Origin of the sequence: Pseudomonas sp. RG1 (assembly GCF_025910115.1) — a bacterium.
Lineage (GTDB): Bacteria > Pseudomonadota > Gammaproteobacteria > Pseudomonadales > Pseudomonadaceae > Aquipseudomonas > Aquipseudomonas atacamensis.
In genome coordinates this window covers 275798-300336 of the sequence record NZ_JAPCIK010000019.1, presented here as the reverse complement: position 1 = coordinate 300336, position 24539 = coordinate 275798, and the positions used below count along the sequence as shown (strand labels likewise).

Sequence of the window (24539 nt, the reverse complement as noted above, 5' to 3'; positions counted from 1 at the left end):
TCGGCTCCCTCTCCCTCGGGAGAGGGCTGGGGTGAGGGGCTGCGGTTCAAGCCACGCAGCCACACTCAAGCCGAAAGCGAAACGTGAGCCAGCTCTTCAACGCGACAAAGCCGCCACACCCGCCCGCGCCGCATGCAGCTTTTTATAGCTCTCGATCAAGCGCAAATGCCGATCCAACCCTTCCAGCTTCATGCTCGTCGGTGTCAGGCCATAGAACCGTACGCTGCCATTGACCGAACCAATCGCCGCATCCATACGCTCGTCACCAAACATCCGGCGGAAGTTGGCCTCGTAGTCTTCCAGCTCGAGATCCTCGTCCAGCTCCATCTCCAGCACCACATTGACCGCTTGATAGAACAAGCCACGCTCAACGGTGTTGTCGTTGTATTGCAGGAATGCCTCGACCAGATCCTTGGCCTCGTCAAACTTCTGCAGCGCGAGGTAGATCAGCAGGCGCAGTTCCAGAATCGTCAACTTGCCCCACGGTGTGTTGTCATCGAACTCGATGCCGATCAGTGTGGTGATATCGGTGTAATCGTCCTGCTCGCTGCGCTCCAGCCCCTGAACGAGGTTGCGCAGGCCGACTTTGCTGAGATTGTGCAGGTTGAGGATGTCGGCGCGGAATTGCAGGGCTTTGTTGGTGTTGTCCCAGATCAGGTCTTCGATCGGGTAGATCTCCGAGTAATCCGGCACGAGGATGCGGCAGGCCTTGGCGCCGATGTGCTCGTAGACCGCCATGTAGACTTCCTTGCCCATGTTTTCGAGGATGCCGAACAGGGTCGCGGCTTCTTCGGCGTTGGAGTTTTCGCCTTGGCCTGAGAAGTCCCACTCGACGAATTCGAAGTCTGGCTTGGCACTGAAGAAGCGCCACGACACCACACCGCTGGAATCGATGAAGTGCTCGACGAAGTTGTTCGGTTCGGTGACTGCCTGCCCCGAGAACGTCGGCTGCGGCAAGTCGTTGAGGCCTTCAAAGCTGCGGCCCTGAAGCAGTTCGGTCAGGCTGCGTTCCAGCGCAACTTCCAGGCTCGGGTGCGCGCCGAAGGAAGCGAAGACGCCGCCAGTGCGCGGGTTCATCAGGGTCACGCACATCACCGGGAATTCACCGCCCAGCGAGGCGTCCTTGACCAGCACCGGGAAGCCCTGCTCTTCCAGGCCCTTGATGCCGGCGAGGATGCTCGGGTATTTCTCCAGTACCTCTTGCGGTACGTCCGGCAGGGCCATTTCGCCTTCGAGGATTTCGCGTTTGACTGCGCGCTCGAAAATTTCCGACAGGCACTGCACCTGCGCTTCGGCCAGGGTGTTGCCGGCGCTCATGCCGTTGCTCAGGTAGAGGTTTTCGATCAGGTTGGACGGGAAGTACACCACTTCACCGTCCGACTGGCGCACGAACGGCAGCGAGCAGATGCCGCGCTGGGTGTTGCCGGAGTTGGTGTCGTACAGGTGCGAGCCACGCAGTTCGCCGTCGCGGTTGTAAATGCCGAGGGTGTAGTCGTCGAGAATTTCGCTAGGCAATTCGTCTTTCGGACCCGGCTTGAACCATTTCTCGTCCGGATAATGGACGAATTCGGCGTTGGCGATGTCTTCGCCCCAGAACTGGTCGTTATAGAAGAAGTTGCAATTGAGGCGCTCGATGAACTCGCCCAGCGCCGACGCCAGTGCGCCTTCCTTGGTCGCGCCCTTGCCGTTGGTGAAGCACATCGGCGAATGCGCATCGCGAATGTGCAGCGACCAGACGTTGGGCACGATGTTGCGCCACGAGGCGATTTCGATCTTCATGCCGAGGTCGACAAGAATCTTCGACATGTTGGCGATGGTCTGTTCCAGCGGCAGGTCCTTGCCGGCGATGTAGGTGCCTGCCTGGGAATCGGACTGCGGCATCAACAAGGCCTGGGCATCGGCGTCGAGGTTGTCGACTTCTTCGATGATGAACTCGGGGCCGGTCTGCACCACCTTCTTCACGGTGCAGCGGTCGATGGAACGGAGGATGCCCTGGCGATCCTTGTCCGAGATGTCGGCGGGCAATTCGACCTGAATCTTGAAGATCTGGTTGTAGCGGTTTTCCGGGTCGACGATGTTGTTCTGCGACAGGCGAATGTTCTCTGTCGGGATGTTGCGCGTGTCGCAGTACAGCTTGACGAAGTAAGCCGCGCACAAGGCCGACGACGCCAGGAAGTAGTCGAACGGCCCCGGTGCCGAGCCATCGCCCTTGTAGCGGATGGGCTGATCGGCGATCACCGTGAAGTCGTCGAACTTGGCTTCAAGTCGAAGGTTGTCGAGAAAGTTGACCTTGATTTCCATGCGGGATTACCAGAATACGGCTAAACGAATGGCGGCCATTATCCGGTTTTTGTGCGGGAAGTCTCGCCCTTTCGGGATTCGCCGCTGGCCGGCGCTGCTGGAAATTCCAACGGATTCGCTACACTTTGAAAAAATCCAGGCGATACCAATAACAACAATCTGAACATTGTGCGCTCGCCATTGTTCTAGATTCAGAAGACACCGGATCAAGGACGAGCACATGGCCGTTACTCTCCCTGCGCAGCCAATCCCCACCCCGCAACGCGCCGTGACCCGGCGCCTGGCCATCGCCGTTGGCGCACTGTTCGTTGCGGGTGTCATCGCCGCGATCAGCACCCTGCTTGGCATCGCCAATACCCTTGACGCGAAAGATCTGGAACAGAACCAGTTCTATTCCGTGCGCGCCGTGGAAAACCGCATCACCGCGTCGAAAAACTACATCACCAGTTACGCCTACTGGACCCGCGCCTATGAGGCCTTGAGCGGGCCGATCGACGTCAACTGGGCCTACACCGAACAGAACATGGGCAAGACCCTGTTCACCAGCGACGGCTATGACGGCGTTTTCGTCCTCGATCGCAATCGCACCAAGTACGCAGTGATTCGCGGGCAGATGGTTGAAACCGACGTATCCAGCGTACTGCAAGCGCCCGCCTCGGCGCTGGTCGAGCAGGTGCTGAGTCAGCCTGATCTGACCAAGCCGATCAGCAGTTATTCATTGTTCGAAGGCTGGCCGGCGCTGATCACCGCTGCCGCGATCATTCCCAATGACGAGCGCCCGCTGGATGAATTGAGAAACACCTCGGTGCTGGTGTTCGTCGACAAGCTGACCCCGACCAAACTGCGCAAGATCGGCAGCGGTTATGGCCTGACGAACCTGAGCCTGGTCCCGGACGGCACCATTGAGAAAGGCCATCCAAGCGTGCCCCTCGACAGCACCGGCTACAGTCTGGTTGCCGACCTGCAACGACCCGGCCAGCAATTGCTATGGACGCTGGTGCCGCCGCTCGGCGCGACGTTTCTGGTGCTGATGCTGCTGACGGCATACTTCTTCCGCCACGCCCTGCGTTCTTCGCAATACGTCGACAACAGTATCCATGCCATGCAGGCCTCGAATCAGGCACTCGAGAAAGCCAATCATGCCCTCGAAGCCAGTGAAGAACGCTTTCGCGCCGTGGCCGAAGCGGCGTCAGACTGGATCTGGGAAGTTGATGATCAGTTGGCGCTGACCTATCTGTCGGCACGCTTCAGCGAAGTCACCGGCTACCCGCAAGCCCTCTGGCTGGGCCAGGACATCGGCGAATTACTGACTTGCGACACCACGCCACTGGAACTATGGCTGCGCAAACTCAGCGAAGAAAACAGCGCCGGCGATTTGCGCTGTACTTATCGCGATCACTCCGGGCAGCCACGCCACTGCCGGCTCTCGGCGCGGCCGATTTTCGACAAGGACAGCGTCGTCGGCTATCGCGGCACTGCCAGCGATATCACCGACGAAGTCGCCGCCCATGCGCAGATCCAGCACCTGTCGATGCATGACGCCCTGACCGGCCTGCCCAACCGCAACAAACTGGCGCGTTATCTCGACGACGTCCTGGTATTGAAGGAACACGCGCCGCCGCTGTCGCTGCTGATGATCGATCTGGACAACTTCAAACCGATCAACGATTCCCTCGGCCATCCTGCCGGTGACGCGGTCCTCCAGGAAGTCGCCACGCGCCTGCGCGAATGCACCCGCGAGCACGACCTCGTCGCCCGCCTCGGTGGTGATGAATTCGTCGTGGTGCTCAATGGCATGGACAGCCATAACGAGATCGACAAATTCTGCACACGGCTGATCGGCAGCCTGCATCAGCCGATCCTCTACGAACAGCATCCGCTGCATATCGGCGCCAGTGTCGGCATCGCCCTGAGTCGTCGACACGGTTTCGTCGCCAGCGATCTGATCCGCTACGCCGACATCGCGCTGTATCAAGCCAAATCCGACGGCAAGAACACTTGGTGCTACTTCGAAGCGCACATGAGCGACCAGATCCAGACGCGCCGGCAAATGGAAGATGACCTGCGCCATGCGCTAAAACACAACGAATTCGTCTTGCACTATCAGCCGCGCTACAAGGTCGACGGCAAACACATCGTCTCGGTGGAGGCGCTGGTGCGCTGGCAGCATCCGACCCAGGGCCTGCTCGGGCCGGACGTGTTCATTCCGCTGGCCGAGCAGACCGACCTGATCGTACCGCTGGGCCGCTGGGTGCTGCGCGAAGCCTGCGAAACCGCGCTGGAATGGCCCCATGACATTCTGCTGTCGGTCAACCTTTCGCCTGCGCAGTTCGCCCTCAGCGATGTCGTCGAGGATGTTCGTGAAGTGCTGGTGGATACGCGTTTCCCGGCCAGCCGTCTGGAGCTGGAGATCACCGAGAACGTGATGCTCAATGACACCGACGGCGCGCTGACCACCATGAATCAGCTCAAGGAGCTCGGCGTGCGTCTGAACATGGACGACTTCGGCACCGGTTATTCGTCGCTCGGTTACCTACGCGCCTATCCATTCGACGGGATCAAGATCGACAAACGCTTTATCGCCTCGATCAGCAGCGGCACCAACGACCGTGCCGTGGTGCAAGCGATCATCGGTCTGGGCAAAGCCATGGGGCTGACGGTGACGGCCGAAGGCGTCGAGACCGAGGAGCAACTGGCGATTCTCGGCAAGGATCAATGCAACGAGGTGCAGGGTTATTTCATGAGTCGGCCGATCGACAAGGCGGCTTTTGCTGATCTGCTACGGGCTTCGCGCCTGTCGCTGGTGAGCAAAAAAGGTCGGGTAACGTGAATCTCAACCATCGTTGGCAACGCGCACCTTGCCGCTGAACACGCGGAAACCGAAGGTGTTGTAGGCCAGCGTGATGGGGATCAGCACGGCGAATCCGACCAGCATGAAGATCTGGCTGGTGGGGCTTGAGGCTGCTTCGCTCAAAGTCAGATCCGGCGGAATGATGAATGGATACAGCGCGACCAGCATCACCGCGAAAGCCAGCACGAAAACGCCCAGTGCGGCGAACAGCGGGATGAAGTCGAAGCGGCTGTGAAAGCCTTTGCTGAATACCCATCCCAGAGCACAGAGGATGACCCCTGCCGGCAACCACAGCCGAATTTCGGCAAGCCGCCGGGCATATTGCGGCTGCAACGTCGCCGTCCATGCAATCAGCACCAGCAATAACGCCACGACGACCAGCGACAGCACGCGGGCCTGGCGGGCCGAGTGCTGCTGCAATTCATCCAGGGTCCGCCAGTACAACCAGCACGTCCCCAGCCAGACGTAACCGAGCACCAGCACCAAACCGCAAAATACCGGGAACGGATTCAGCCAGTCGCGGCCATCGCCAATGTACTGACCGCCCTGATGGGCGATGCCTTGCACGAGGGTACCGAGCACCATGCCCTGGACCAACCCGGTCAGCAGCGAAGCCAGCGCCAACACGCCGTCGACGATGCGCTTGCGTCGTTCGTTCGGTGCGTAATCGCGAAACTCCAGCGCCATGGCCCGCGCGATCAAGGCGAGGAACATCACGATAAAAGGCACGTACAAGGCCGGAAGCAAGATCGCGTACGCCAGCGGAAACAACGCCAGCAGCCCGCCGCCGCCGAGCACCAGCCAGGTTTCGTTGGCGTCCCACACCGGCAGAATCGACACCGCCATCGCCCTGCGCTGCTTGCTGCAAGGCGTGAGGCCCATGAGCATGCCGACGCCCAGATCGGTGCCGTCGAGCACCACGTAGTTCATCACCGAGAACGCCAATGCGGCAGCGCACAACAGCGTCAGCCAGTCGGTGTCCATGTCTGCGACTCCTCAGTGCCCGGTTTCGTCGGCAAGGGTGGGCTGCGGCCCGGGTTGATCCTGCTGTGGCGGCTCGCGCAACAGGCGCAGCAACACCCACAGACCGATGCCGAAGATCAGCAGATAAAACAGCAGAATCAACCACGTCGACCCGACGACTTGAGCCCTGGACACCGATGACAGGCTGTCCGCCGTGCGCATTAATCCGTAAACGGTAAACGGCTGTCGCCCCACTTCGGTGACGACCCAGCCGCTGAGCATCGCCAGAAATCCGGCCGGCGCCAGCAGCACGCACGCGCCCAGCCAGCGGCGCGCCGTGTACAGGCGATTACGTCGACGCAGGATCAGGCTGACCACACCCTGCCCAAGCATCAACAGCCCCAGCCCGACCATCAGCCGGAACGCGAAAAACACCGGCGCCACGGGCGGGATGTCCTCAGGCGGGAACTCATCAAGCGCGGCGATGGTGCTGGTCAGGTCATGCTGCAGGTAGAGGGAACCAATGCGCGGAATCGCCACTTCCCAATGGTTGCGGCGCTCTTGCATATCCGGCCATGCGAACAGCCGCAGTGGCTCCCCCGCGCCTTCTGGCGGGCGCGTCCATGAGCCTTCGATGGCCGCCACTTTCTGCGGCTGGGCTTGCAAACTGTGCCGGCCATGCAGGTCCCCGACAACGATCTGCACCGGCATCAGCAGCGCAATCACCCACAGCGCCATGGAGAATTGCAGGCGAGCACGCGGGTTTTCCCGGGCCTGGCGCAATTGCCAGGCGCTGATCCCGGCAATCAGCGTCGCGCTGCCGATGAACACGGCGAGCAGCATGTGCGCCAAGCGATAGGGGAACGAAGGATTGAAGATGATTGCCCACCAGTCCTCAGCGAGGAAACGCCCGTCCGCGCCAATCGAATAGCCGGCGGGGGTTTGCATCCATGAGTTGGCGGAAAGAATCCAGAACGCGCTGATCAGCGAGCCCACCGCCACCGTACACGTGGCAAAAAAGTGCAGACGCGGGCCAACCTTCTTCAGGCCGAACAGCATGATGCCGAGAAATCCCGCTTCGATGAAAAATGCCGCCATCACTTCATAGAACATCAGCGGGCCGAGGACATCACCGGCCTGCACCGACAGCCGCGACCAGTTGAGGCCGAACTGATATTCCAGAATCAATCCCGACGCCGTGCCCACTGCGACATTTAGCGCAAACACTTTGAGCCAGTAGCGATAGACATCCAGATAAACCTGGCGCCCGGTCCTCAACCACAACGCTTCCAGCACCATGAGGAAATTCGCCAGACCGATGCTGAACGCCGCCAGCACGATGTGGAAACTGATCGTGATCGCAAACTGGGCGCGGGCCGCCATCAGGGCCGAATCAACAGGCTCCATCCATCAGCCGCTGTAGAACACAGCCAACTTGTTGCCTTCGGGGTCGCGCAGATACGCGACATAGAAGTCCGGCGTATAGGCCTCGCGCGTGCCCGGCGCGCCTTCATCGCTACCGCCATAGTCGAGCCCGGCCTTGTGCACCTGATCGACCTGGTGCCGCGAGTCGGCGCGAAATGCCGGCATCATGCCGTTGCCGGGTGTCGCCGGCTCACCATTGAACGGTTGCGAGATGTGCACACTCCCGGGCCCGTTGGACTTGTCGGCGCAATCGGGCAAGTAGAAACAGTAGTGTTCTTCGCGATCATGCCGGTAGCCAAGCGGCGTCAGGATCGCCTTGTAAAAAGCCGCCGAACGCTCGACATCGTCGGCGCCGATAAACAGATAACTGAGCATGGGATGTCCTCCGATGGCAGCTGTCAGCGCTGTGGCTGTTCCTCGTTCAGGGTAAAAACATTGCCAGCGTCGCGCACCAACTGGCGCCATTCGGCACTGGTGATCAGGCCTTGCTCCTCCATCTGATCCGCAGCCTTGAGCAATTCGTCATATTGCTGTTCCGGATCCAGATCGCCCTCGGCCTGCTCCGCCATCCTGCGCCATGCCGCCAGTGATGCCTTCTTTTGCTGATCGAACATACGGGTATCTCCTGAGGGACTTACCCGGTAGAAAAAACAGCGCGACAGAGGTTCAGGGCAGACGACGGATGGACGGGTGATACGCAAAACCTTGTCGGAGTGAGCCTGCTCGCGATAGTGGTATGTCGGTCAAATTAAATTTGAATGTTCCTCCGTCATCGCGAGCAGGCTCACTCCCACAGAAAAGCAAAATCAAAAGATCGCAGCCTTCGGCAGCTCCTACAGTTGGTCGCGTACAACCTCAAGAACAGGTCGGCTGTCAGGCCGCCTTCGCGAGCAGGCTCGCTCCCACAAAAGCAAAAGCAAAGCAGCGCAGCTGCCCGCGGCGAAGCCGCCCCACTCAACAATGAGCGCAAGCTCGAGTGCTTTTGATCTTGCTTTTGATCCACCGGCGACGTCGGAAGGCTGAGTGGAGGGATTGATCCGGGCGTGGGAGCGCAGCGACCGTTCGACGAAGTCGAACACAGCGGAAGGAGGTGCAGCGAAGCAAACCGTAGCCGCTGCGCCCGGATCAGTCCCGTAGCGAAGGAACCCGAGCCTGCGAGGGCCGAACGTAGGAGCAAGCCTTTTGGGTTACCTTTTTGGCGTCTGAAAAAGGTGACTCGCCGTAAGGGCGAAACCGCCAGCCGCGACACCGCAAAAAACGGATATTCACCCAAACCAACCAAAGCTTGGTCGGCCTAAAGGCCGCCAAGCCTTGAAAACCCCCACAACTGTCAAAAACGATCCGCCACCCGCTTGTACGCATAATCCGGCTCCCGATACTTGCCCGGCTTCTGCCGTTTCGGCAACTCGACCTTGTCGCGCTCAACCTCCTCATAGGGGATGCGACTGAGCAGATCAGTGATGATGTTCAGCCGTGCACGACGTTTGTCATTGGAGTCGGCAACCCTCCACGGCGCCCAATCGGTGTCGGTATGCTTGAACATCTCGTCCCGCGCCCGTGAGTAGTCATACCAGCGACTGTAGGATTTCAGATCCATTGGTGTCAGTTTCCAGGTCTTGCGCCCGTCATTGATTCGCGCTTCGAGCCGGCGGGTCTGTTCCTCCGGACTGACCTCAAGCCAGTACTTGAGCAGGATCACCCCCGAATCGACGATAGCGTTCTCCACCCAAGGGATCGACTTGAGAAACTTGTCAGCCTGTTCTTCCGTGCAAAAGCCCATGACCCGTTCGACGCCGGCGCGGTTGTACCAACTGCGGTCGAAAATCACCACCTCACCGCCCGCCGGCAGATGCGGCAGGTAGCGCTGCACATGCATCTGGCTCTTTTCGCGATCGGTTGGCGCCGGCAGTGCCATTACCCGGAAAACCCGTGGGCTGACGCGTTCCGTGATCGCCTTGATCACCCCGCCCTTGCCTGCACCGTCGCGGCCTTCGAAAACAATACACACCTTGACACCTTTGGCGATGACCCACTCCTGCAGCTTGACCAGTTCAACGTGGAGCTTGCGCAGCTGTTCCAGATAGTCCTTGTTTTTCAAGCGTGGACGTTCGATTGCCTTTGCAGGTTTCTTCTTGTCTTTCGCCATGAACCTGTCCTCGCGCTTCAACAGCCCGCTGAATTTGTTTATTGACCCGATGGCCCTGATCCGTGAGGTTAGTTCACGCCCGATTGTTTGCCATCGTCGGGCAAAAAAGCCCTGTCGCCATGTGTTTCCTGGGTTTGTTCCGACGTCGCACTGTTCATTGCCCGATCCCCTGTTTGCTGGAGTTTTTTCGATGCCGTCGTCCAAATCATTGCCCACTGCCCTGCTCGGTCTGGCCCTGGCCTGCCCGGTGATGGCCGAGACCCAAGGTCTGGAGCTGGGGCAAGTGCTGATTTCGGCAGATGAGCGCAGTGGCAACGATGCAGCGGTCGAAGAAGCGCGGCAACGCCTTGAGCAGGTTCCCGGCGGCGCCGACGTGGTCGACATGCGCCAGCCGTTGCAGGGCCGCGTTGCCAGCAATCAGGATGTGCTCGCCTATCAGCCGGGGGTGTATGCGCAGTCGGCGGGCAACGAAGGCGTAAAGATTTCCATCCGTGGTTCAGGCATCAACCGCGCACCCGGTGCCCACGCCTCGGGGCTGTACACGATGCTGGATGGCTTGCCCCTCACCGGCCCCGGCGGCACGCCGTATGAATTGCTCGAGCCGTTGTGGGTCGATCATGTCGAAGTGCTGCGCGGCGCCAACGGTTTCGATCGCGGCGCGCTGGCGCTGGGCGGCGCTATCGATTACGTCAGCCACACCGGTTACACCGCGCCGAAACTGCAAGTGCGTTACGCCACCGGCAGCCATGGCTATCAGCAGCGCCAGGTCAGCTCCGGGCAAGTGCTGGGCGATTTCGATTACTACGTGTCGCTGACCGATGCCAATGCCGACGGCTATCAGGACCACACCGCCAGCGAGAGCAAAGGCCTGATCGCCAACTTCGGCTACCGCTTCAACCCAAATCTGGAAACCCGCTTCTATTTCCGCTATCGCGAGACTGACAACGACCTCGCCGGTCGCGTGACCAAGCATTCCATCGAACACAGCCCACGGGCAGCCAACCCGGCGTATGTGGCCCGCGATGACAGCCGCAAGCAGCCCGGCAGCACGTTCATCGGCAACAAGACCACGTTCTACCTCGATGACGATTCGAGCATCCAGACCGGCCTCGCCTACCACGACTACCCGATGGATCTGCGCGAAGGCCCCAACAGGCTGAAGGTGGCATATACCGACGTCAGCGGCACCTTCGACTACAAACGCCGCGACACCCTGTTCGGCATGGAAAGCCGCAGCAATGTCGGCCTGCGCGTGACCAAGCACCTGCCCAACGACGGCGCCAGCGAGTTCGTGCGCATCCCGAGTGGCAACACCGCCAGCTACGCCCCGGGCACGCGGATGCGTAATTTCACCTATCAGGGTTCGGATACCGTGCTGCATTTCGGTAACGACCTGGAAATTGCCGACGACCTCTGGCTGACCACCGGCCTCGCCGCGATCTACACCCGCCGCGAAAGCGCCGTAACCTATCCGCAGGGCGGCGGCAAAACCAGTCTCAGCGACTGGGACTATGCACCGCGCATCGGCCTGCGCTATCAGATCACCCCCGACGTGCAAGTGTTCGGCAACCTCAGCCGCTCCGTCGAAGCACCGCACCCGTGGTCGCTGATCTACAGCTCCAACGTGCGCTTCCCTGCCGGCAACGGCGCCGCCACCGGCACCCAGCGCGACCCGGTCGAACTGCAAAACCAGACCGCTACCACTCTGGAACTCGGTGGCCGTGGCGACAGCAAACTGGGCGAATGGAGCCTGGCCTGGTACTACGCGCAAGTTCGTCACGAACTGCTCTCGGTACTGCCGGACGCCAACGCCGTCACGCCGTACGAACTCAACGCCAGCCCGACCGTGCACCAGGGCATCGAGGCCAGCCTCAACAGCAAACTCTGGACCACCGCCGACGGCCGCCAGTTGAGCTTGCGCCAGGCCTACACCTTCAGCGACTTCCACTACCGCGACGACGAACGCTTCGGCGACAACCGCCTGCCGGGCCTGCCGATGCATTATTACCAGGGCGAACTGCGTTACGACTGGCCGCAGGGCTTCTTCGCCGCTGTGAACACACAACTGGTGTCCAAAGTTGCCGTTGACTACGCCAACAGCTACTACGCCGACCCTTACGCCCTGTTTGGCGCCACCCTGGGCTACAACGCCCCGAAGGGCGACTGGCAAGGCTGGGTCGACATGCGCAACCTGACCGGCAAGCGTTATGCGGCAACGGTCACGCCGGGGTATGACGACAAAGGTCTGGATGCCGCGCGGTCGACCCCGGGTGAAGGGATGGGGGTTTATGTTGGGGTTTCGTGGAGTTTGCTATAAGACCCAACGCGAAATTCAAATGTGGGAGCGAGCCTGCTCGCGAAAGCGGTGTATCAGCCGTGAGTTATTTCAACTGACACGACGCCTTCGCGAGCAGGCTCGCTCCCACAGTTGGCTTTGTGGTGTTGGTTAGAACGACGCAGGGTTCGAATCTCTGGACGAGTATCATCGTGACAGCACATCTCCTCGGACCGACCAGGTAATCATCGTTCTCCATTGAAAATAACGGACTGACCTCATGGATACTTCCCAAGAAAACCCTCTGGAAACATCGCTCCGGCTGGCCGCGGACGAACCCGCGCATAGCCCTGAGTTCTATCGCACCCTTCTGGACTCGACCCTCTACATCCTCGGCACCGCCGGTGCGGCGCAAGGTCATGTCAATCTCGAAGCCGGCAGCAACATCAGCATCGCCCATTGGCAGAAGCCCGATGGCACGCCAGTCATTCCGTTCTTCTCCTCACTGCCAACGCTGCAACAATCCATCGACAGCGAGCAGAGCTATGTGGAGATACCCGCCCGATCATTGTTCGAAATCACGCTGGGCGCGCTGCTTTTTCTGAATCCGAAGTCGCCGTACGGCAAGGAATTTCTTCCGGCGGAAGTGCAACGCCTGCTCTCAGGCGAAATCGGCCGGCCCGCCACGCAGCGTACCGTGGAAAAAGAAACCAACGTCTTGCTTGGACAGCCTTCGGACTACCCATCGACGATGGTCCATTCGCTCTCGCAATTGCTGGCCAAACACGCCAATGTGAAACGCGCATTCCTGGCGCTGATGCACGACCCCTCGATTGATGAAAAACCGCACTTGATCGTCGGCATCGAAGCGGATGGCGATATCGAACAGGTCATGCGCGAAGCCGGCAATGTCGCTGCGGACACAGCCCCCGATGGCGGACCAGTTGATTTTTGCCGCGTGCTGACGGGACAAGCCGGGCTGAGTGATTACTTCCTCAGGGAGACCAAACCGTTCTACGAACGCAAGTCACCGAGCAGGCTGCGTTCGTTATTTGGCTTTGGTTGACACGCCTGCATGCCGCTTGATCAGCAGGCCAGTGGTCGATTCTGATGAGCGTAACCTTGGATTCTCTCAACCCGCCCTCATAACAGTGGGTATCCCCACATCGTCTCGAGAGGAAGCACACACCATGACCACTCAAACCGAAACTGCCATTCTCGCCGGCGGCTGCTTCTGGGGCATGCAGGATCTGTTGCGCCGCTATCCGGGTGTGCTGAAAACCCGCGTCGGCTATACCGGCGGCGATGTCCCGAATGCGACCTATCGCAACCACGGCAACCACGCCGAAGCCATCGAGATTGAATTCGATCCGGCGGTAATCAGCTACCGGCAGATCCTCGAGTTCTTCTTCCAGATCCACGACCCGAGCACGCCCAACCGTCAAGGCAACGATCTTGGCCCGAGCTACCGGTCGGCGATCTACTACCTCAACGACGAGCAGCGTGCCGTCGCCGAAGACACCGCTGCCGATGTCGACGCCTCGAAGCTGTGGCCGGGCCGTGTGGTAACCGAAATCGAACCGGCCGGGCCGTTCTGGGAAGCGGAACCCGAGCATCAGGATTACCTGGAGCGGATTCCGAATGGCTACACTTGCCATTTCATCCGGCCTAACTGGAAACTGCCGAAGCGCGGTTGAAGAAACTGCTGGCGGGGTTCAATGCCCCGCCACCACCGAAGCTTCTACAGAGCGCGGGCCCGACTTGAAACCGTGGGCCCGGGCACCCCAGGCAATGGCGAAGGCGATAGCGACCAGTGCCAGCATGGCCCACGGAAATGAGGCAACGCCCCACTGATCGAGCAGCACGCCGCCGACGACACCGCTGCCAGCGATCGCGCTGTTCCACGCCACTACATTCAACGACAAGGCGACATCCGCTCCGTTGCCCGCCGCGTCAGCCAGCGCCGTTTGCAACAGCGTCGCCGCGCCGCCGAACGTCAAACCCCATACCGCCACGCCGAGATAAATCACCTCTGGGTTGCGTCCGCCAAAACCCAGCGCCACGCAGACCGCGGCAAAGGTCGCCAAACTCAGCAGAACAGTCGAGCGCAGCAGCGGCTCGACCAGCTTCGCCGTCAGCCATATCCCGACCAGCGCGGCGATGCCGAAGATCAACAACACCACATCCACCCGCTCGGCCATGCCCGCCGGCGCCACGAACGGAGCGATATAGGTGTAGAGAATGTTGTGCGCCAGCATCCAGCTGATCACCACTGCAAGCACAGGACGCACGCCCGGGGTAGTCAAGACTTTGCTCAGCGATAGGCGTTGATGGGCCGGCTGCGGCGGGTAGTCGGGCACTTTCACCAGCACCCAGACGATCAGTACCAAGGTCAGCGCCGACATCAGGCCGAATGTAGTGCGCCAACCGACCAGCCCACCGAGCCACGTACCCACAGGCACGCCCAGCGACAGCGCAATCGGTGTGCCGACCATCGCCAGTGCCAACGCCTTGCCCTGCTGTTCGGGCTCAACCATGCGTCGCGCATAGCCGGCCAACAGACTCCATGCCAAACCCGCTGCAACCCCGGCGAAGAACCGCGCGACCAGCGTAACGCCGTAGTGCGACGACAGCGCGGTAATCGAATTGAACAGCAGGAAACCGACAATCGTCAGCAGCAGCACGTTGCGGCGCCGCCAGCCCCGGGTGGCGATGGTCATCGGGATCACCGCCAGTACGGAACCCAATGCGTACGCGGTAACCATTTGCCCGGCCATGGACGGCGAAATCGCCAGGCCTTCACTGATCAACGGCAACAGGCCCGCCGGCAGGGTTTCGGTGACGATGCAGATGAAGCCAGTCATGGCCAGCGCCAGCAAAGCGCCGATGGGCAGACCTTTTGGCGTAGCCGTTAACGTGATTGAAGGTGTCACTGGAAGCTCCTCGAAAAACCGACTCAGATTTAAATACCGATCGATCTAGATCCTGAGGGTGCATGCGCAGCGTTGTCAACAATTTCTGTATCGACTAGTCTTTATATTAAATCAATGAGGAGTCAGGTCATGGCGAGAACCGGTCGCCCCCGTCAGTTTGATCGCGACGACGCCGTCGATCAGGCTTTGCAACTGTTCTGGCAACACGGCTACGACGCGACATCGCTGGCCCAATTGAAGGCAGGCCTGGGTGGCGGTATCTCTGCACCTAGCTTCTACGCCGCGTTCGGTTCCAAGGAAGCGTTGTTCGATGAATGCGTGCAGCGTTATTTAACCACCTATGCGCAAGTCACCGAGTGCCTGTGGGACGACAGCCTGCCACCACGCCAGGCGATCGAGACCGCTTTGCGCCAGTCGGCACGCATGCAGTGCGACGACACACACCCCAAGGGCTGCATGGTTACCCTCGGCGTCATGAGCGCACCGAGCCCGGAAACCGCCCATGTGGCGCAAGCCCTGACCCACTCAAGGCAGCGCACCCGTGCCGGCATTCAAGCCTGCGTCGAACGCGCTGTGAATGCCGACGAGCTGGCCAGCGGCACAAGTGCGGCGGCGATGGCGACGGTATTCGACAGTTTCCTGCAGGGCATATCCATCCTCGCCAGAGACAACACCGCGCTGGATAACATTGATGCTGCTATCACTCAGGTCATGCAAACCTGGGACATTGCCGTCACGCGTAAGGCGGATTGATCAAATCACAAATGCACCGGTGCCACCGGCGCCGAACCCGGCTCCGGCACATCGACATTGACCTTCAGTGCAATCAGCAGCGCGGCCAGCAACATCAGAATTCCAGCCGCTACAAACACGCCATTGATACCGCTGAAACTGAACACCGAACCGCCGGCGGCGGCGCCTGCGGCAATCGCCGACTGCACCGATGCGACCACCATGCCGCCTGCGCTTTCGGCCTGATCGGGTATCGAGCGCGCCACCCAGTTCGACCATGCGACCGGCACGCCACCAAAGGCCATCCCCCACAGCGCCAAGAGCAACGCCTGCCCGTTGACCGAGGCCGGTAACCCGACCAACGCCAGAGCAACAACGCCCACCAACACTGGCATCAGCACCAACGTTGCCCTTGGATTGCGCTGCAACAGCCAGCCGGCGAACAGCGTGCCGGCAAAGTTCGCCACGCCGAAACCAAGGAGCATCAGTGCCAGCATCTGCGGGCCGACGCCGGTGGTGCTTTCCAGAAATGGCCTGATATAGGTGAACAACGCGAAATGGCCGGTATGCACCAATACACAGCCGAACATGCCGACGGCAATGCCCGGTCGCAGCAACACCTCAAGCACCGTACGCAGGCGTGACGGACGATGCGGCGCCAGACTGGGTAGCGTGAACATCTGAAAGACCAGCGTCACCACGCCCACCGCTGCTGCTGCGAAAAACGCACTGCGCCAGCCAAACTGGCCGCCGAGATAGCTGCCCAACGGCACCGCCACCACGGTACCCACGGCGATCCCGCTGAAGATGATCGACAACGCGCGGGGCAGCAGCGCCGCCGGCACCAGGCGCATGGCCACGGCCGCCGCCATGCTCCAGAATCCGCCCAGAGCTATGCCCAAAAGGATGCGCATGATCAGCAACACTGCGAGGCTGGACGACAACGCCACCAGCAGATTCGAGGCGATCATCAGTGCCGAGAAACCGAGCAAGACCAGGCGCCGATCAAGGCTGCGCGTCAACCCAGGTATGAGCAATCCGGCAAAGAGCGCCACCACTGCGGTCACCGTCACCGCTTGCCCGGCCAGCGCTTCGCTGACGCCGAGATCGAGCGCCATCGGCGTCAGCAGGCTGGCCGGCAGATATTCCGCCGTGAGCAGACCAAACACGCCCATCGCCAGTGAAAACACCGCCATCCACGCAGGCACCAGCGGCTCCCCGTCAGTTCGCCCATCACCTACACGTTCATTCATTTCAAGACTCCCTTGGACATTTCGAGAGGGCAGTCTATTGGCGGCAAACCGGATGATCTATGATGCGCAGTCTTGAACTTTTGATCGAAACCCCGAACATGAGCAGCACCGATCCCTTTTCACTGTCATCAGACCTGATCACTGAATTGCTGCGCAGCATGCGTTTGCGTGGCGTGCAATATCGTCGGATCCACGCTGGTCCGCCGTATGGTCTGGGTTTTAGCGACAAGTCCGGCCATGCGTATTTCCACTTCGTCGCCGCTGGATCGACGGTATTGCGACTGGAGGACGGCAGCCTGTACGAATTGTCGGCGGGCAATGCAGTGTTCATCGCCCACGGTGCCGCGCACCAGTTGCTGTCACACCCAAACGCCGAGGTGCAGGACATTGACAACGCCGTCGCCGCACCGCTCGGCGACACGGTCTGCGCGGTGCAGGTCGGACACAGCGCCGATTTGCCCGATAGCGCCCTGCTCTTCAGTGGCTGTATGGAGTTCGAACTCGGCAGCCTGCAAGGCCTCGGTCGGCTGATGCCGGGTCTTATGCTGATCGACGCCGGTGGCCAGCGCTATCCGGGACTCATGCCGATTCTCGCGACCATGGAACGCGAAGTCAGCGCAGCGCGCATTGGCTTTGCCGGCATTCTCGCGCGCCTTGCCGACGTAGTGGCGGCAATGATTGTTCGCGGCTGGGTCGAATGCGCTTGCGGCAATGCCTCCGGTCTCGTCGCCGCCCTGCGCGACCCTCGCCTGGCGCAGGCCTTGCTGGCCCTGCACCAACAACCGGGGCGCGACTGGAGCGTCGCCGAACTCGCAACGCTGTGCAACACCTCACGCTCGGTCTTCGCCGAACGCTTCCAGACCACCCTCGGCACCCCGCCGCTGCGCTACGCCACCGAACTGCGCATGCGCCTGGCCAGTCAGTGGCTGACCCTGGAAAGACTGCCGATCGAAGAAGTGGCGCAGCGCCTGGGCTACACCTCCCAAGCGGCGTTCAGTCGTGCGTTCAAGCGGATAACGGGAAGCTCACCGGGAGCGAGTCGGCGCCAGCGCGCACCATAAGAATTGCATTAACAGAGCGGCAATGAATCCGAGCCGCCCTCACCGCTGGATTTTGTCCAGCCCCGCGCCCACCCGCTCAGCAGCCTGAAAATCCCCACGCGCCTCCAACTCCTGCGCCACTTGCCGCAACTGCTCAACCGTCAATCCCACATTCAGACTGATCTTCAAATGCGACTCCAGCTGTGATTCCACCCCAGCCATCGCTGCCAGCGCACCAACAGTTGCCAGTTCCCGATCCGTCCATGCCAGGTTGTCGCGGGCGAAGATGTCGCCGAACAAGTGCACTTTCAGAAACTGATCGATCGCCGGGGCGAATTCGAACAGTGGGCCGGACACTGGCGCACCGACCAGACGGGTCTGATTGTCGGTGCCGAGTTCGGTGAGCGCATATCCCGACGGAACCGGACCCGGCTCGCGTCCCGGCACGTCTTCGATGCCCCGCGCGGCGCGTTCCTGCAAAACCTTCATCAGCAATGACAAGGCGTTGAGGCTGCGCGGGAATCCGGCGTAGGCGTACAGCTGCACCAGAATTTCCTTGGTCTCGCTGATGCTCAGCCCGGCATCAAGACCACGATTGAGTGCGTCGTGCAAACGCGGCATGTCGCCGATTGCAGCGTTGGCGGCAATCGGGGCGATCGCCAGTTGTTCAGGCGTCAGAGGCTGTTCTTTCATGATCGGTTTCTCCGGTGATCGGGAAGGATTGGCGCAGAGGGGATTCACGCAGGCTGCACTGGCAAGGACCGCGCAGCCGAGGGCGACGATGCGCAGAAGGCGCCCTTGATTTAACGATTTCTGGTTCATCAATGACTCTCCTCACTCATGCAGAGTGAACGTCACCCGCACATCGCCACGCCCCAAGACTTCGGCCAAGTCTTGCGGGCGGTCGATGCGGCCAAGACGCGAATAGCGGTAGGACGAATCGAAAGTTTTGTAGAAGACCACCAACGTATCGTCGCCATACAAAAGGAAATCGCCGATGCGGATCGTGCCCGGCGGGTAGGGTTGGGTGGGCAATGGCGGCTGCACGGTGGCGTATTTTTCATTGCCGTGCAGGTCGGTCATTTCCAGGCTCAGCGGCAATCGCGTGAGCAATTGCCGCGTACTCGGGTTGTCCTCCAGAGCAATGGCAAAACGCTGTTCTCCGACGGTCATCCACATCGTGCTGGCCTCCATAGCGGTCGGTGCAGACAGAGCAACGGGCAGCCATGCCATCAGTACGAATCCCTTCCAGCCGTTGGCAAAAGTCCGCATCGCTTTGCTCCGTCGCGTTGAAAGTTACTTCAGGTTGCTCTTGAAGAACTGCGTCAGCTTGGCAAAAGGAATCAGCTCGACCCGGTCGTACAGATCGACATGGCCGGCATTCGGCACGATCACCAGTTCTTTCGGCTGACCCGCCAACCGGAACGCCTCTTCGCTGAACTCACGGGAGTGCGCGTCGGCACCGGCAATAAACAACATCGGGCGCGGCGAGATGCTCTCGATATCGACGAACGGATAGAAGTTCATGAACTTGGTGTTGCTGCTCAGCGTCGGACGCGTGGTCTGTTGCGGCGTCGAGCTGGCCGGGGTGAATTCGCCGCGCGGGGTGCGGTAGAAATCGAAGAATTCACGCTGAATCGGGTGGGTGTCGGCTTTCAGTTCCAGCACGGTGCCGCCGGTGTATGCGACCTTGCCGCCAGTGAACTCGGCGTAACGCTGCTCTGCCGCTTGCGCAATGATCTGCTTGCGCTGCGCAAGGCTTTGCGAGTGCTTGAGGCCATCACGGTTGGCCGCGCCCATGTCGTACATGCTGACGGTGGCGATGGCTTTCATGCGTGGGTCGATTTTCGCCGCGCTGATCACGAAGCTGCCGCTACCGCAGATGCCCAACACGCCGATGCGCTCGCGGTCGATGAATGGCCGTGTGCCGAGGTAATCGACGGCCGCGCTGAAGTCTTCGGCATACATGTCCGGCAACACCGCGTTGCGCGGCGCGCCCTCGCTTTCGCCCCAGAACGACAGATCCAGCGACAGGGTGACAAAGCCCTGCTCCGCCAGTTTCTGCGCATACAGATTGGCGCTCTGCTCCTTTACCGCGCCCATCGGATGGCCAACGATAATCGCCGCGCTGCGGGCTGCCGGGTCGAGTCCTTTAGGCACAAACAGGTTGCCGACCACGGTGAGTTGATATTGGTTTTTGAAGCTGACCTTCTGCGCGGTCACCTTGTCGCTTTGGAAGAAATTGTCGGCACCGTGGGACATGTCAGCTCCGAATGCAGTGAATGAACTCAGGAGAAACCCGAGCAGTATGAACAGTCGTTTCATGGGGGCGTCCTTGATCGAGAAGCCAGGCGTGGCCGGGATGAAGGTATTGTTGCGCAGGCTCGAGACTTTGATTAGCTAATGAGTGCTTAATGCGGTTATAAACACTGCTAATCAATAAACCTGAGCATTGCGCCATGGCCAAACCCAACTTCAATGACCTGCTCGCCTTCGTCACCGTGGCCCGCACCGGCAGTTTCACCCGCGCGGCGGTGCAACTGGGCGTGACGCAATCGGCGGTGAGCCAGGTAGTCTCGGCGCTGGAAGCGCGTCTGAAAATTCGCCTGCTGACCCGCACCACACGCAGCGTGTCACTGACGGCGGCCGGCGAACGTTTGCTGCACACCGTGGGTCATCGTTTCGATGAAATCGAAGCCGAGCTGGACGCGCTGACCGAGTTGCGCGACAAGCCTGCCGGTACGGTGCGCATCACCTGCGGCGACAACATCATCAAGACCACTCTGCTGCCCAAGCTGACGCCACTATTGCTGCAATACCCGGACATCAAGGTCGAGTTCGATATCAACTACGGTTTCCGCGACATCGTTGCCGACCGCTTCGATGCCGGTGTGCGTTTCAGCGATACCGTCGCCCAGGACATGATCGCCGTACCGATCGGCCCGCCGCTGCGCATGGCCGTCGTCGCCTCGCCCGACTACTTTGCCCGGCACCCCGCCCCGCAACATCCGCGCGAGCTGGCGGCACACCGCTGCATCGACATTCGATTTCCGACCTACGACGGTGTCGATGCCTGGGAATTCGAGCGGCAGGGCAAAAAGCTGAAAGTGCGGGTCGACGGCCAACTGGTGTTCAACTCCACCGTGCACATCGCCGACGCCGCTGTGAACGGGCTGGGGATTGCCTACCTGCCTGAAGACGAGTTCGGTGCGCATCTGGCTGAAGGGCGTTTGGTCAGAGTGCTGGAAGACTGGTGCGAACCGTTCGGTGGCTTCCACCTCTACTACCCCAGCCGCCGCCAACCATCGCCGGCGTTTTCACTGGTGGTGGATGCGTTGCGCGTGGAGAGAGATCCAGCCCCGTTGTAGGAGCGAGCCTGCTCGCGATAACGTCGGCACATCCAACAGGATAAGTGCCAGATCCAGCGCTTTCGCGAGCAGGCTCGCTCCCACAGAGTTTTGCGTCAGATCCCGGAAATCAATCGATTCACAAGTCCAATGTGGGGAGCGAGCCTGCTCGCGAAGGCGCCAGACCAGGCACATCATCCCTGCATGCCAGCCCCGCGACACCCTCACAACTTCGGCACGTCACCGGTAGCCTCAGCTATCGTCGCCAACGTTTCCTCCATGCTGGCGATGTCTTCTTGCAGCTTTTGAAACACCAGATCCAACGACTCGGGGGCGTCCACGGTCTGATGGCCACGCAGCGACTCGACGCTAGCGCTCTCCACGTGCTGGAGAATGTCGACACTTTCTCGCAGTGCCAACAGCTGATCGAAGATCGCGGCAATTTGCGCCTGGCTGCGGGTGCTCATTATTTCCACCCGAGCCTGGCAATGATTTCACGGCGATACGGCGTGTCGATCTGCGCCGGCACCTGTTCGATATAGTCGCGCGCTTGTTCGTGCGCCGCGCCGCTCAACCCGGCCAGATAAGAAACTGCGTCGTCGACATTCGGCACCAGGCCTTCGATGTTCTTGAATCTGCCGGGCAGCGCCGTCCAGATCACTGCATCCAGTTGCCGAGGAATTGCCCATTCAGCAAGCATGCCCATCGGCGAGGTACCGACGGTGAAACTGCCGATGCCATCCTCCCTGGCCTCCGGCACACCTTCTCGAATACGCAGGAGCTCACGGGCCTGATCGAGATCGGTCACGTCCAGGACCGACCACAGCACTTTGCACGGCGGCGCGTTCGCGCTTATGGCTGTAGTCAACTCGCCAGTGTCACTGACGCGAACGAAGTCGATCGGTACCTGCGGCCCGTCGGCAAACCACTCGCTGGCCAGCGGCAAACCGTCCGGTTTCCAGATCAGTGAGCCCCATCCCAGACATGCAATGACCATAAATCAGACCCTTCTGAAGAAACGATGAACACAGAAAAGAACAGCCTGCTCAGCCTTTGGTTTTTCGCGGGTCGGCTGCGCGCGGAAAGGTGCGTTCTTCCTGAATCGTCCCGTCTTCTTTATGGATTTTCAGCGAGGCGGTTTTGTCTTGGAGGTAGTCGCTGGCGATCTGGGTGATCTCGGCTTTGGTCGCAGCCGTTTTCGACGCACGCTGCGCGCCCTCTTTGACCAGTTCCCAGCGCTGCTGGTTTTTGTTGATGTGGTAGTTATCCATTCCTTCACCTCTGACGTGAATATGTGACCGGTAATGGATTGACCTTGGCCGGTTCAGAGAGTTTGAAAGAATTGAGCCCGACTCAATACGCGAATTCGTGCCCCAATTCGCTCTCCATCCACGCCAGAAAACGCCTGACCCGTGGAAAGCTCGAATGCGCTTTGGGGAATACCAGATGGTGCGCAGCCACCGCAGCACTCAGAGATTCAGGCGCTACTTCAACCAGCGTGCCCGCGGCCAGATACTTTTGCGCCAGCAATGTGCTTTCCAGTGCGAAACCCAAGCCATGACTCGCGGCTTCCAGCGACATGTATGAACGATCGAAGCTCAATGCGTAAGGCCGTTCCGGACGCGCCAGACCATGCTGGGCAAACCATTGCGGCCATTTGAGCAGAGTGGCTTCCGACAGAATCAGATCGCACTCCAGCAGATCCGCCGCGCCGCGTACCGGGCGTTGCGCGAGCAGTTTCGGTGAGGTCAGCACCGCGAACGTCTCGTTCCTGACCGTGCGCACCTCATAGCTTGGCCAGTTCGGCAGACCATGGCGGATATCGACGTCGATCTTGTCGCGACTGAAGTGCAGCGATTCATAGGAGCACGACAGGTTGATCTGAATGTCCGGATGACTGGCGCGAAACGCTTCCAGGCGCGGCATCAGCCAGAGCAGGCCGAAGCTTGGCGATGAGTGCAAGCGCAGGCAATCGAGGCTGACATCGCTGGCCGCACGCTCGGTGGCAACGGCGAGGCTGTGCAGAATCCCGGAGACTTCCTTGAGGTACTGCTCGCCGACCGGCGTCAGCGAGACGCCCCGAGCAGCGCGAACGAATAATTGCCGGCCGATCATCCCTTCCAGTTTCGCCAGTTGATGGCTGACTGCCGAGGGTGTCAGGTCCAGCACTTCCGCCGCTCTGGCGACGTTGCCGAAGCGCGCGGTTTGTTCGAAGGCCTGAATTGCTTTCAGCGGTGGCAGGATGATCGATGCCTCAGTGTCAGAGCGCATGGTGACTCCGTGGTGATTTCTTGTGATGTACCGGCAGGTTTCATTCAAGCATTTGCGAAACGGCCTGACGAGTGCTGAATTTTTTTCAGCATTGAGTGACTTCCGCGTTATTGCTCACGCTCGCCCCGGAGGACAAGCTGAGTCATCGGTTTTTCGCAGACCGACCCAATAAAAACAATTCGAGGGAATCCTCCATGCTTCTTCAAGGCAAAGTCGCAATCATTACCGGTGCCGCATCTGCCCGTGGCATTGGCCGCGCTACCGCCAGCACATTTGCGCAACACGGCGCTCGCGTGGTCATCCTCGATCTGGATGCCTCCGCAGCACGTGACGCCGCCGCAGCACTGGGCGAAGGTCATCTGGGCCTGGCGGCCAACGTGGCCGACGAAGCGCAGGTTCAGCAAGCCGTCGCCGCCATCATCGAGCACTTCGGGCGCATCGATATTCTCGTCAACAACGCCGGCATCACCCAGCCACTGAAGACTCTGGATATTCGCCCTTCGGACTACGACAAGGTGCTGGACGTCAGCCTGCGCGGCACTTTGCTCATGTCTCAGGCGGTGATTCCGCTGATGCGCCAACAGTCTTCCGGCAGCATCGTCTGCATGTCGTCGGTGTCGGCCCAGCGCGGCGGCGGCATCTTCGGTGGCCCGCATTACAGCGCGGCCAAGGCTGGTGTGCTGGGGCTGGGCAAGGCCATGGCGCGGGAATTGGGGCCGGACAATATCCGCGTCAACTCCATCGCTCCCGGCCTTATTCACACCGACATCACCGGCGGCCTGATGCAGGATGAACGCCGCCACGCCATCATCGAAGGCATTCCGCTGGGGCGCCTGGGTCAAGCGCAGGACGTCGCCAACGCCGCGCTGTTTCTGGCCAGCGACCTGTCCGCTTATCTGACCGGCATCACCCTCGATGTGAACGGCGGCATGCTGATTCACTGAGTAACTCTGGGCGGGCCTGCGTGGCCCGTGCGGTTCTGGATCGATGACGCAGCCGGGC

Annotated in this window: 23 protein-coding genes; 8 read left to right on the top strand and 15 right to left on the bottom strand. The window is 60.5% G+C overall.

Going from position 1 to position 24539, the window contains the following annotated elements; translation table 11 throughout:
* Positions 1-96: 96 nt before the first annotated feature.
* Complete coding sequence (locus OK411_RS12815; protein ID WP_264365035.1) at positions 97-2301, bottom strand: OsmC domain/YcaO domain-containing protein; 2205 nt, start codon at positions 2299-2301, stop codon at positions 97-99.
* Between the two features lie 220 nt (positions 2302-2521).
* On the opposite strand from OK411_RS12815, the gene OK411_RS12810 reads away from it, so the two are divergent.
* Entirely contained in the window at positions 2522-5131 is a 2610-nt protein-coding gene (locus OK411_RS12810; RefSeq protein WP_264365034.1) for an EAL domain-containing protein, read from the top strand.
* Between the two features lie 3 nt (positions 5132-5134).
* Here OK411_RS12810 and cydB read toward each other — a convergent pair whose 3' ends face one another.
* The 5 genes from cydB to ppk2 form a co-directional block, all read right to left on the bottom strand.
* Positions 5135-6136: a cytochrome d ubiquinol oxidase subunit II gene (gene cydB / locus OK411_RS12805; protein ID WP_264365033.1), complete on the bottom strand. Its 1002-nt coding sequence runs from the start codon at positions 6134-6136 to the stop codon at positions 5135-5137.
* Between the two features lie 12 nt (positions 6137-6148).
* Positions 6149-7522 (bottom strand): cytochrome ubiquinol oxidase subunit I, encoded by a 1374-nt coding sequence (locus OK411_RS12800; RefSeq protein WP_264365032.1) that lies wholly within the window; start codon positions 7520-7522, stop codon positions 6149-6151.
* 3 nt (positions 7523-7525) lie between these two features.
* Positions 7526-7915 carry a VOC family protein gene (locus tag OK411_RS12795; protein WP_264365031.1) on the bottom strand — a complete coding sequence of 130 codons (390 nt, stop codon included), beginning with the start codon at positions 7913-7915 and terminating at the stop codon, positions 7526-7528.
* A gap of 23 nt (positions 7916-7938) precedes the next feature.
* The gene (locus tag OK411_RS12790; protein ID WP_016774424.1) at positions 7939-8154 is read right to left on the bottom strand and encodes a hypothetical protein; all 216 of its coding nucleotides are present in this window, start codon (positions 8152-8154) and stop codon (positions 7939-7941) included.
* Positions 8155-8870: 716 nt separating this feature from the next.
* Positions 8871-9686 carry a polyphosphate kinase 2 gene (gene ppk2 / locus OK411_RS12785; protein WP_264365030.1) on the bottom strand — a complete coding sequence of 272 codons (816 nt, stop codon included), beginning with the start codon at positions 9684-9686 and terminating at the stop codon, positions 8871-8873.
* A gap of 190 nt (positions 9687-9876) precedes the next feature.
* On the opposite strand from ppk2, the gene OK411_RS12780 reads away from it, so the two are divergent.
* From OK411_RS12780 to msrA, 3 genes are all read left to right on the top strand, one after another.
* On the top strand, positions 9877-12003 hold the full coding sequence (locus OK411_RS12780) for a TonB-dependent receptor family protein (RefSeq protein ID WP_264365029.1): 2127 nt from the start codon (positions 9877-9879) through the stop codon (positions 12001-12003).
* A 238-nt stretch (positions 12004-12241) separates the two neighbouring features.
* Positions 12242-13027, top strand: coding sequence for an enhanced serine sensitivity protein SseB (gene sseB / locus OK411_RS12775; protein WP_264365028.1), 786 nt, complete (start codon positions 12242-12244; stop codon positions 13025-13027).
* 124 nt (positions 13028-13151) lie between these two features.
* Positions 13152-13658: a peptide-methionine (S)-S-oxide reductase MsrA gene (msrA, locus tag OK411_RS12770; protein ID WP_016774420.1), complete on the top strand. Its 507-nt coding sequence runs from the start codon at positions 13152-13154 to the stop codon at positions 13656-13658.
* A gap of 18 nt (positions 13659-13676) precedes the next feature.
* Here msrA and OK411_RS12765 read toward each other — a convergent pair whose 3' ends face one another.
* Entirely contained in the window at positions 13677-14894 is a 1218-nt protein-coding gene (locus OK411_RS12765) for an MFS transporter (protein WP_264365027.1), read from the bottom strand.
* Between the two features lie 129 nt (positions 14895-15023).
* On the opposite strand from OK411_RS12765, the gene OK411_RS12760 reads away from it, so the two are divergent.
* Positions 15024-15647: a TetR/AcrR family transcriptional regulator gene (locus OK411_RS12760; RefSeq protein ID WP_016774418.1), complete on the top strand. Its 624-nt coding sequence runs from the start codon at positions 15024-15026 to the stop codon at positions 15645-15647.
* A gap of 5 nt (positions 15648-15652) precedes the next feature.
* Here OK411_RS12760 and OK411_RS12755 read toward each other — a convergent pair whose 3' ends face one another.
* Positions 15653-16879: an MFS transporter gene (locus tag OK411_RS12755; protein ID WP_264365026.1), complete on the bottom strand. Its 1227-nt coding sequence runs from the start codon at positions 16877-16879 to the stop codon at positions 15653-15655.
* A 62-nt stretch (positions 16880-16941) separates the two neighbouring features.
* On the opposite strand from OK411_RS12755, the gene OK411_RS12750 reads away from it, so the two are divergent.
* The gene (locus tag OK411_RS12750; RefSeq protein ID WP_264365025.1) at positions 16942-17940 is read left to right on the top strand and encodes an AraC family transcriptional regulator; all 999 of its coding nucleotides are present in this window, start codon (positions 16942-16944) and stop codon (positions 17938-17940) included.
* Between the two features lie 39 nt (positions 17941-17979).
* On the opposite strand, the gene OK411_RS12745 is transcribed toward OK411_RS12750, so the two are convergent.
* The 3 genes from OK411_RS12745 to OK411_RS12735 all read right to left on the bottom strand — a co-directional run bounded on the left by OK411_RS12745 (position 17980) and on the right by OK411_RS12735 (position 20244).
* Positions 17980-18612, bottom strand: coding sequence for a carboxymuconolactone decarboxylase family protein (locus OK411_RS12745; protein WP_264365024.1), 633 nt, complete (start codon positions 18610-18612; stop codon positions 17980-17982).
* A 141-nt stretch (positions 18613-18753) separates the two neighbouring features.
* The gene (locus OK411_RS12740) at positions 18754-19191 is read right to left on the bottom strand and encodes a cyclophilin-like fold protein (protein WP_260470652.1); all 438 of its coding nucleotides are present in this window, start codon (positions 19189-19191) and stop codon (positions 18754-18756) included.
* A gap of 24 nt (positions 19192-19215) precedes the next feature.
* Positions 19216-20244, bottom strand: a complete 1029-nt coding sequence (locus tag OK411_RS12735) for an alpha/beta hydrolase (RefSeq protein ID WP_024012672.1) — start codon at positions 20242-20244, stop codon at positions 19216-19218.
* 134 nt (positions 20245-20378) lie between these two features.
* Here OK411_RS12735 and OK411_RS12730 point away from each other — a divergent pair, with 134 nt between their 5' ends.
* Positions 20379-21287 carry a LysR family transcriptional regulator gene (locus tag OK411_RS12730; RefSeq protein ID WP_264365023.1) on the top strand — a complete coding sequence of 303 codons (909 nt, stop codon included), beginning with the start codon at positions 20379-20381 and terminating at the stop codon, positions 21285-21287.
* Positions 21288-21490: 203 nt separating this feature from the next.
* On the opposite strand, the gene OK411_RS12725 is transcribed toward OK411_RS12730, so the two are convergent.
* The 4 genes from OK411_RS12725 to OK411_RS12710 all read right to left on the bottom strand — a co-directional run bounded on the left by OK411_RS12725 (position 21491) and on the right by OK411_RS12710 (position 23537).
* Positions 21491-21733 (bottom strand): hypothetical protein, encoded by a 243-nt coding sequence (locus OK411_RS12725; protein WP_122507439.1) that lies wholly within the window; start codon positions 21731-21733, stop codon positions 21491-21493.
* Positions 21733-22263, bottom strand: coding sequence for a hypothetical protein (locus tag OK411_RS12720; RefSeq protein WP_110599269.1), 531 nt, complete (start codon positions 22261-22263; stop codon positions 21733-21735). The genes OK411_RS12725 and OK411_RS12720 overlap by 1 nt, the downstream gene beginning before the upstream one ends.
* Positions 22264-22312: 49 nt before the next feature.
* On the bottom strand, positions 22313-22537 hold the full coding sequence (locus OK411_RS12715) for a DUF2188 domain-containing protein (protein WP_016774410.1): 225 nt from the start codon (positions 22535-22537) through the stop codon (positions 22313-22315).
* Positions 22538-22619: 82 nt separating this feature from the next.
* Positions 22620-23537 (bottom strand): LysR substrate-binding domain-containing protein, encoded by a 918-nt coding sequence (locus OK411_RS12710; protein ID WP_024012668.1) that lies wholly within the window; start codon positions 23535-23537, stop codon positions 22620-22622.
* A gap of 194 nt (positions 23538-23731) precedes the next feature.
* Here OK411_RS12710 and OK411_RS12705 point away from each other — a divergent pair, with 194 nt between their 5' ends.
* A complete protein-coding gene (locus tag OK411_RS12705) occupies positions 23732-24481 on the top strand; it encodes an SDR family NAD(P)-dependent oxidoreductase (protein ID WP_024012667.1) in 750 nt (249 codons plus the stop codon).
* The last annotated feature ends 58 nt before the right edge of the window (positions 24482-24539 follow it).

What these genes read in the sequence shown, in the direction of transcription:
- OK411_RS12815 (WP_264365035.1), bottom strand. Translation starts at nt 2,301, where the DNA reads ATGGAAATCAAGGTCAACTTTCTCGACAACCTTCGACTTGAAGCCAAG.
- OK411_RS12810 (WP_264365034.1), top strand. Translation starts at nt 2,522, where the DNA reads ATGGCCGTTACTCTCCCTGCGCAGCCAATCCCCACCCCGCAACGCGCC.
- cydB (WP_264365033.1), bottom strand. Translation starts at nt 6,136, where the DNA reads ATGGACACCGACTGGCTGACGCTGTTGTGCGCTGCCGCATTGGCGTTC.
- OK411_RS12800 (WP_264365032.1), bottom strand. Translation starts at nt 7,522, where the DNA reads ATGGAGCCTGTTGATTCGGCCCTGATGGCGGCCCGCGCCCAGTTTGCG.
- OK411_RS12795 (WP_264365031.1), bottom strand. Translation starts at nt 7,915, where the DNA reads ATGCTCAGTTATCTGTTTATCGGCGCCGACGATGTCGAGCGTTCGGCG.
- OK411_RS12790 (WP_016774424.1), bottom strand. Translation starts at nt 8,154, where the DNA reads ATGTTCGATCAGCAAAAGAAGGCATCACTGGCGGCATGGCGCAGGATG.
- ppk2 (WP_264365030.1), bottom strand. Translation starts at nt 9,686, where the DNA reads ATGGCGAAAGACAAGAAGAAACCTGCAAAGGCAATCGAACGTCCACGC.
- OK411_RS12780 (WP_264365029.1), top strand. Translation starts at nt 9,877, where the DNA reads ATGCCGTCGTCCAAATCATTGCCCACTGCCCTGCTCGGTCTGGCCCTG.
- sseB (WP_264365028.1), top strand. Translation starts at nt 12,242, where the DNA reads ATGGATACTTCCCAAGAAAACCCTCTGGAAACATCGCTCCGGCTGGCC.
- msrA (WP_016774420.1), top strand. Translation starts at nt 13,152, where the DNA reads ATGACCACTCAAACCGAAACTGCCATTCTCGCCGGCGGCTGCTTCTGG.
- OK411_RS12760 (WP_016774418.1), top strand. Translation starts at nt 15,024, where the DNA reads ATGGCGAGAACCGGTCGCCCCCGTCAGTTTGATCGCGACGACGCCGTC.
- OK411_RS12755 (WP_264365026.1), bottom strand. Translation starts at nt 16,879, where the DNA reads ATGAATGAACGTGTAGGTGATGGGCGAACTGACGGGGAGCCGCTGGTG.
- OK411_RS12750 (WP_264365025.1), top strand. Translation starts at nt 16,942, where the DNA reads ATGCGCAGTCTTGAACTTTTGATCGAAACCCCGAACATGAGCAGCACC.
- OK411_RS12745 (WP_264365024.1), bottom strand. Translation starts at nt 18,612, where the DNA reads ATGAAAGAACAGCCTCTGACGCCTGAACAACTGGCGATCGCCCCGATT.
- OK411_RS12740 (WP_260470652.1), bottom strand. Translation starts at nt 19,191, where the DNA reads ATGCGGACTTTTGCCAACGGCTGGAAGGGATTCGTACTGATGGCATGG.
- OK411_RS12735 (WP_024012672.1), bottom strand. Translation starts at nt 20,244, where the DNA reads ATGAAACGACTGTTCATACTGCTCGGGTTTCTCCTGAGTTCATTCACT.
- OK411_RS12730 (WP_264365023.1), top strand. Translation starts at nt 20,379, where the DNA reads ATGGCCAAACCCAACTTCAATGACCTGCTCGCCTTCGTCACCGTGGCC.
- OK411_RS12725 (WP_122507439.1), bottom strand. Translation starts at nt 21,733, where the DNA reads ATGAGCACCCGCAGCCAGGCGCAAATTGCCGCGATCTTCGATCAGCTG.
- OK411_RS12720 (WP_110599269.1), bottom strand. Translation starts at nt 22,263, where the DNA reads ATGGTCATTGCATGTCTGGGATGGGGCTCACTGATCTGGAAACCGGAC.
- OK411_RS12715 (WP_016774410.1), bottom strand. Translation starts at nt 22,537, where the DNA reads ATGGATAACTACCACATCAACAAAAACCAGCAGCGCTGGGAACTGGTC.
- OK411_RS12710 (WP_024012668.1), bottom strand. Translation starts at nt 23,537, where the DNA reads ATGCGCTCTGACACTGAGGCATCGATCATCCTGCCACCGCTGAAAGCA.
- OK411_RS12705 (WP_024012667.1), top strand. Translation starts at nt 23,732, where the DNA reads ATGCTTCTTCAAGGCAAAGTCGCAATCATTACCGGTGCCGCATCTGCC.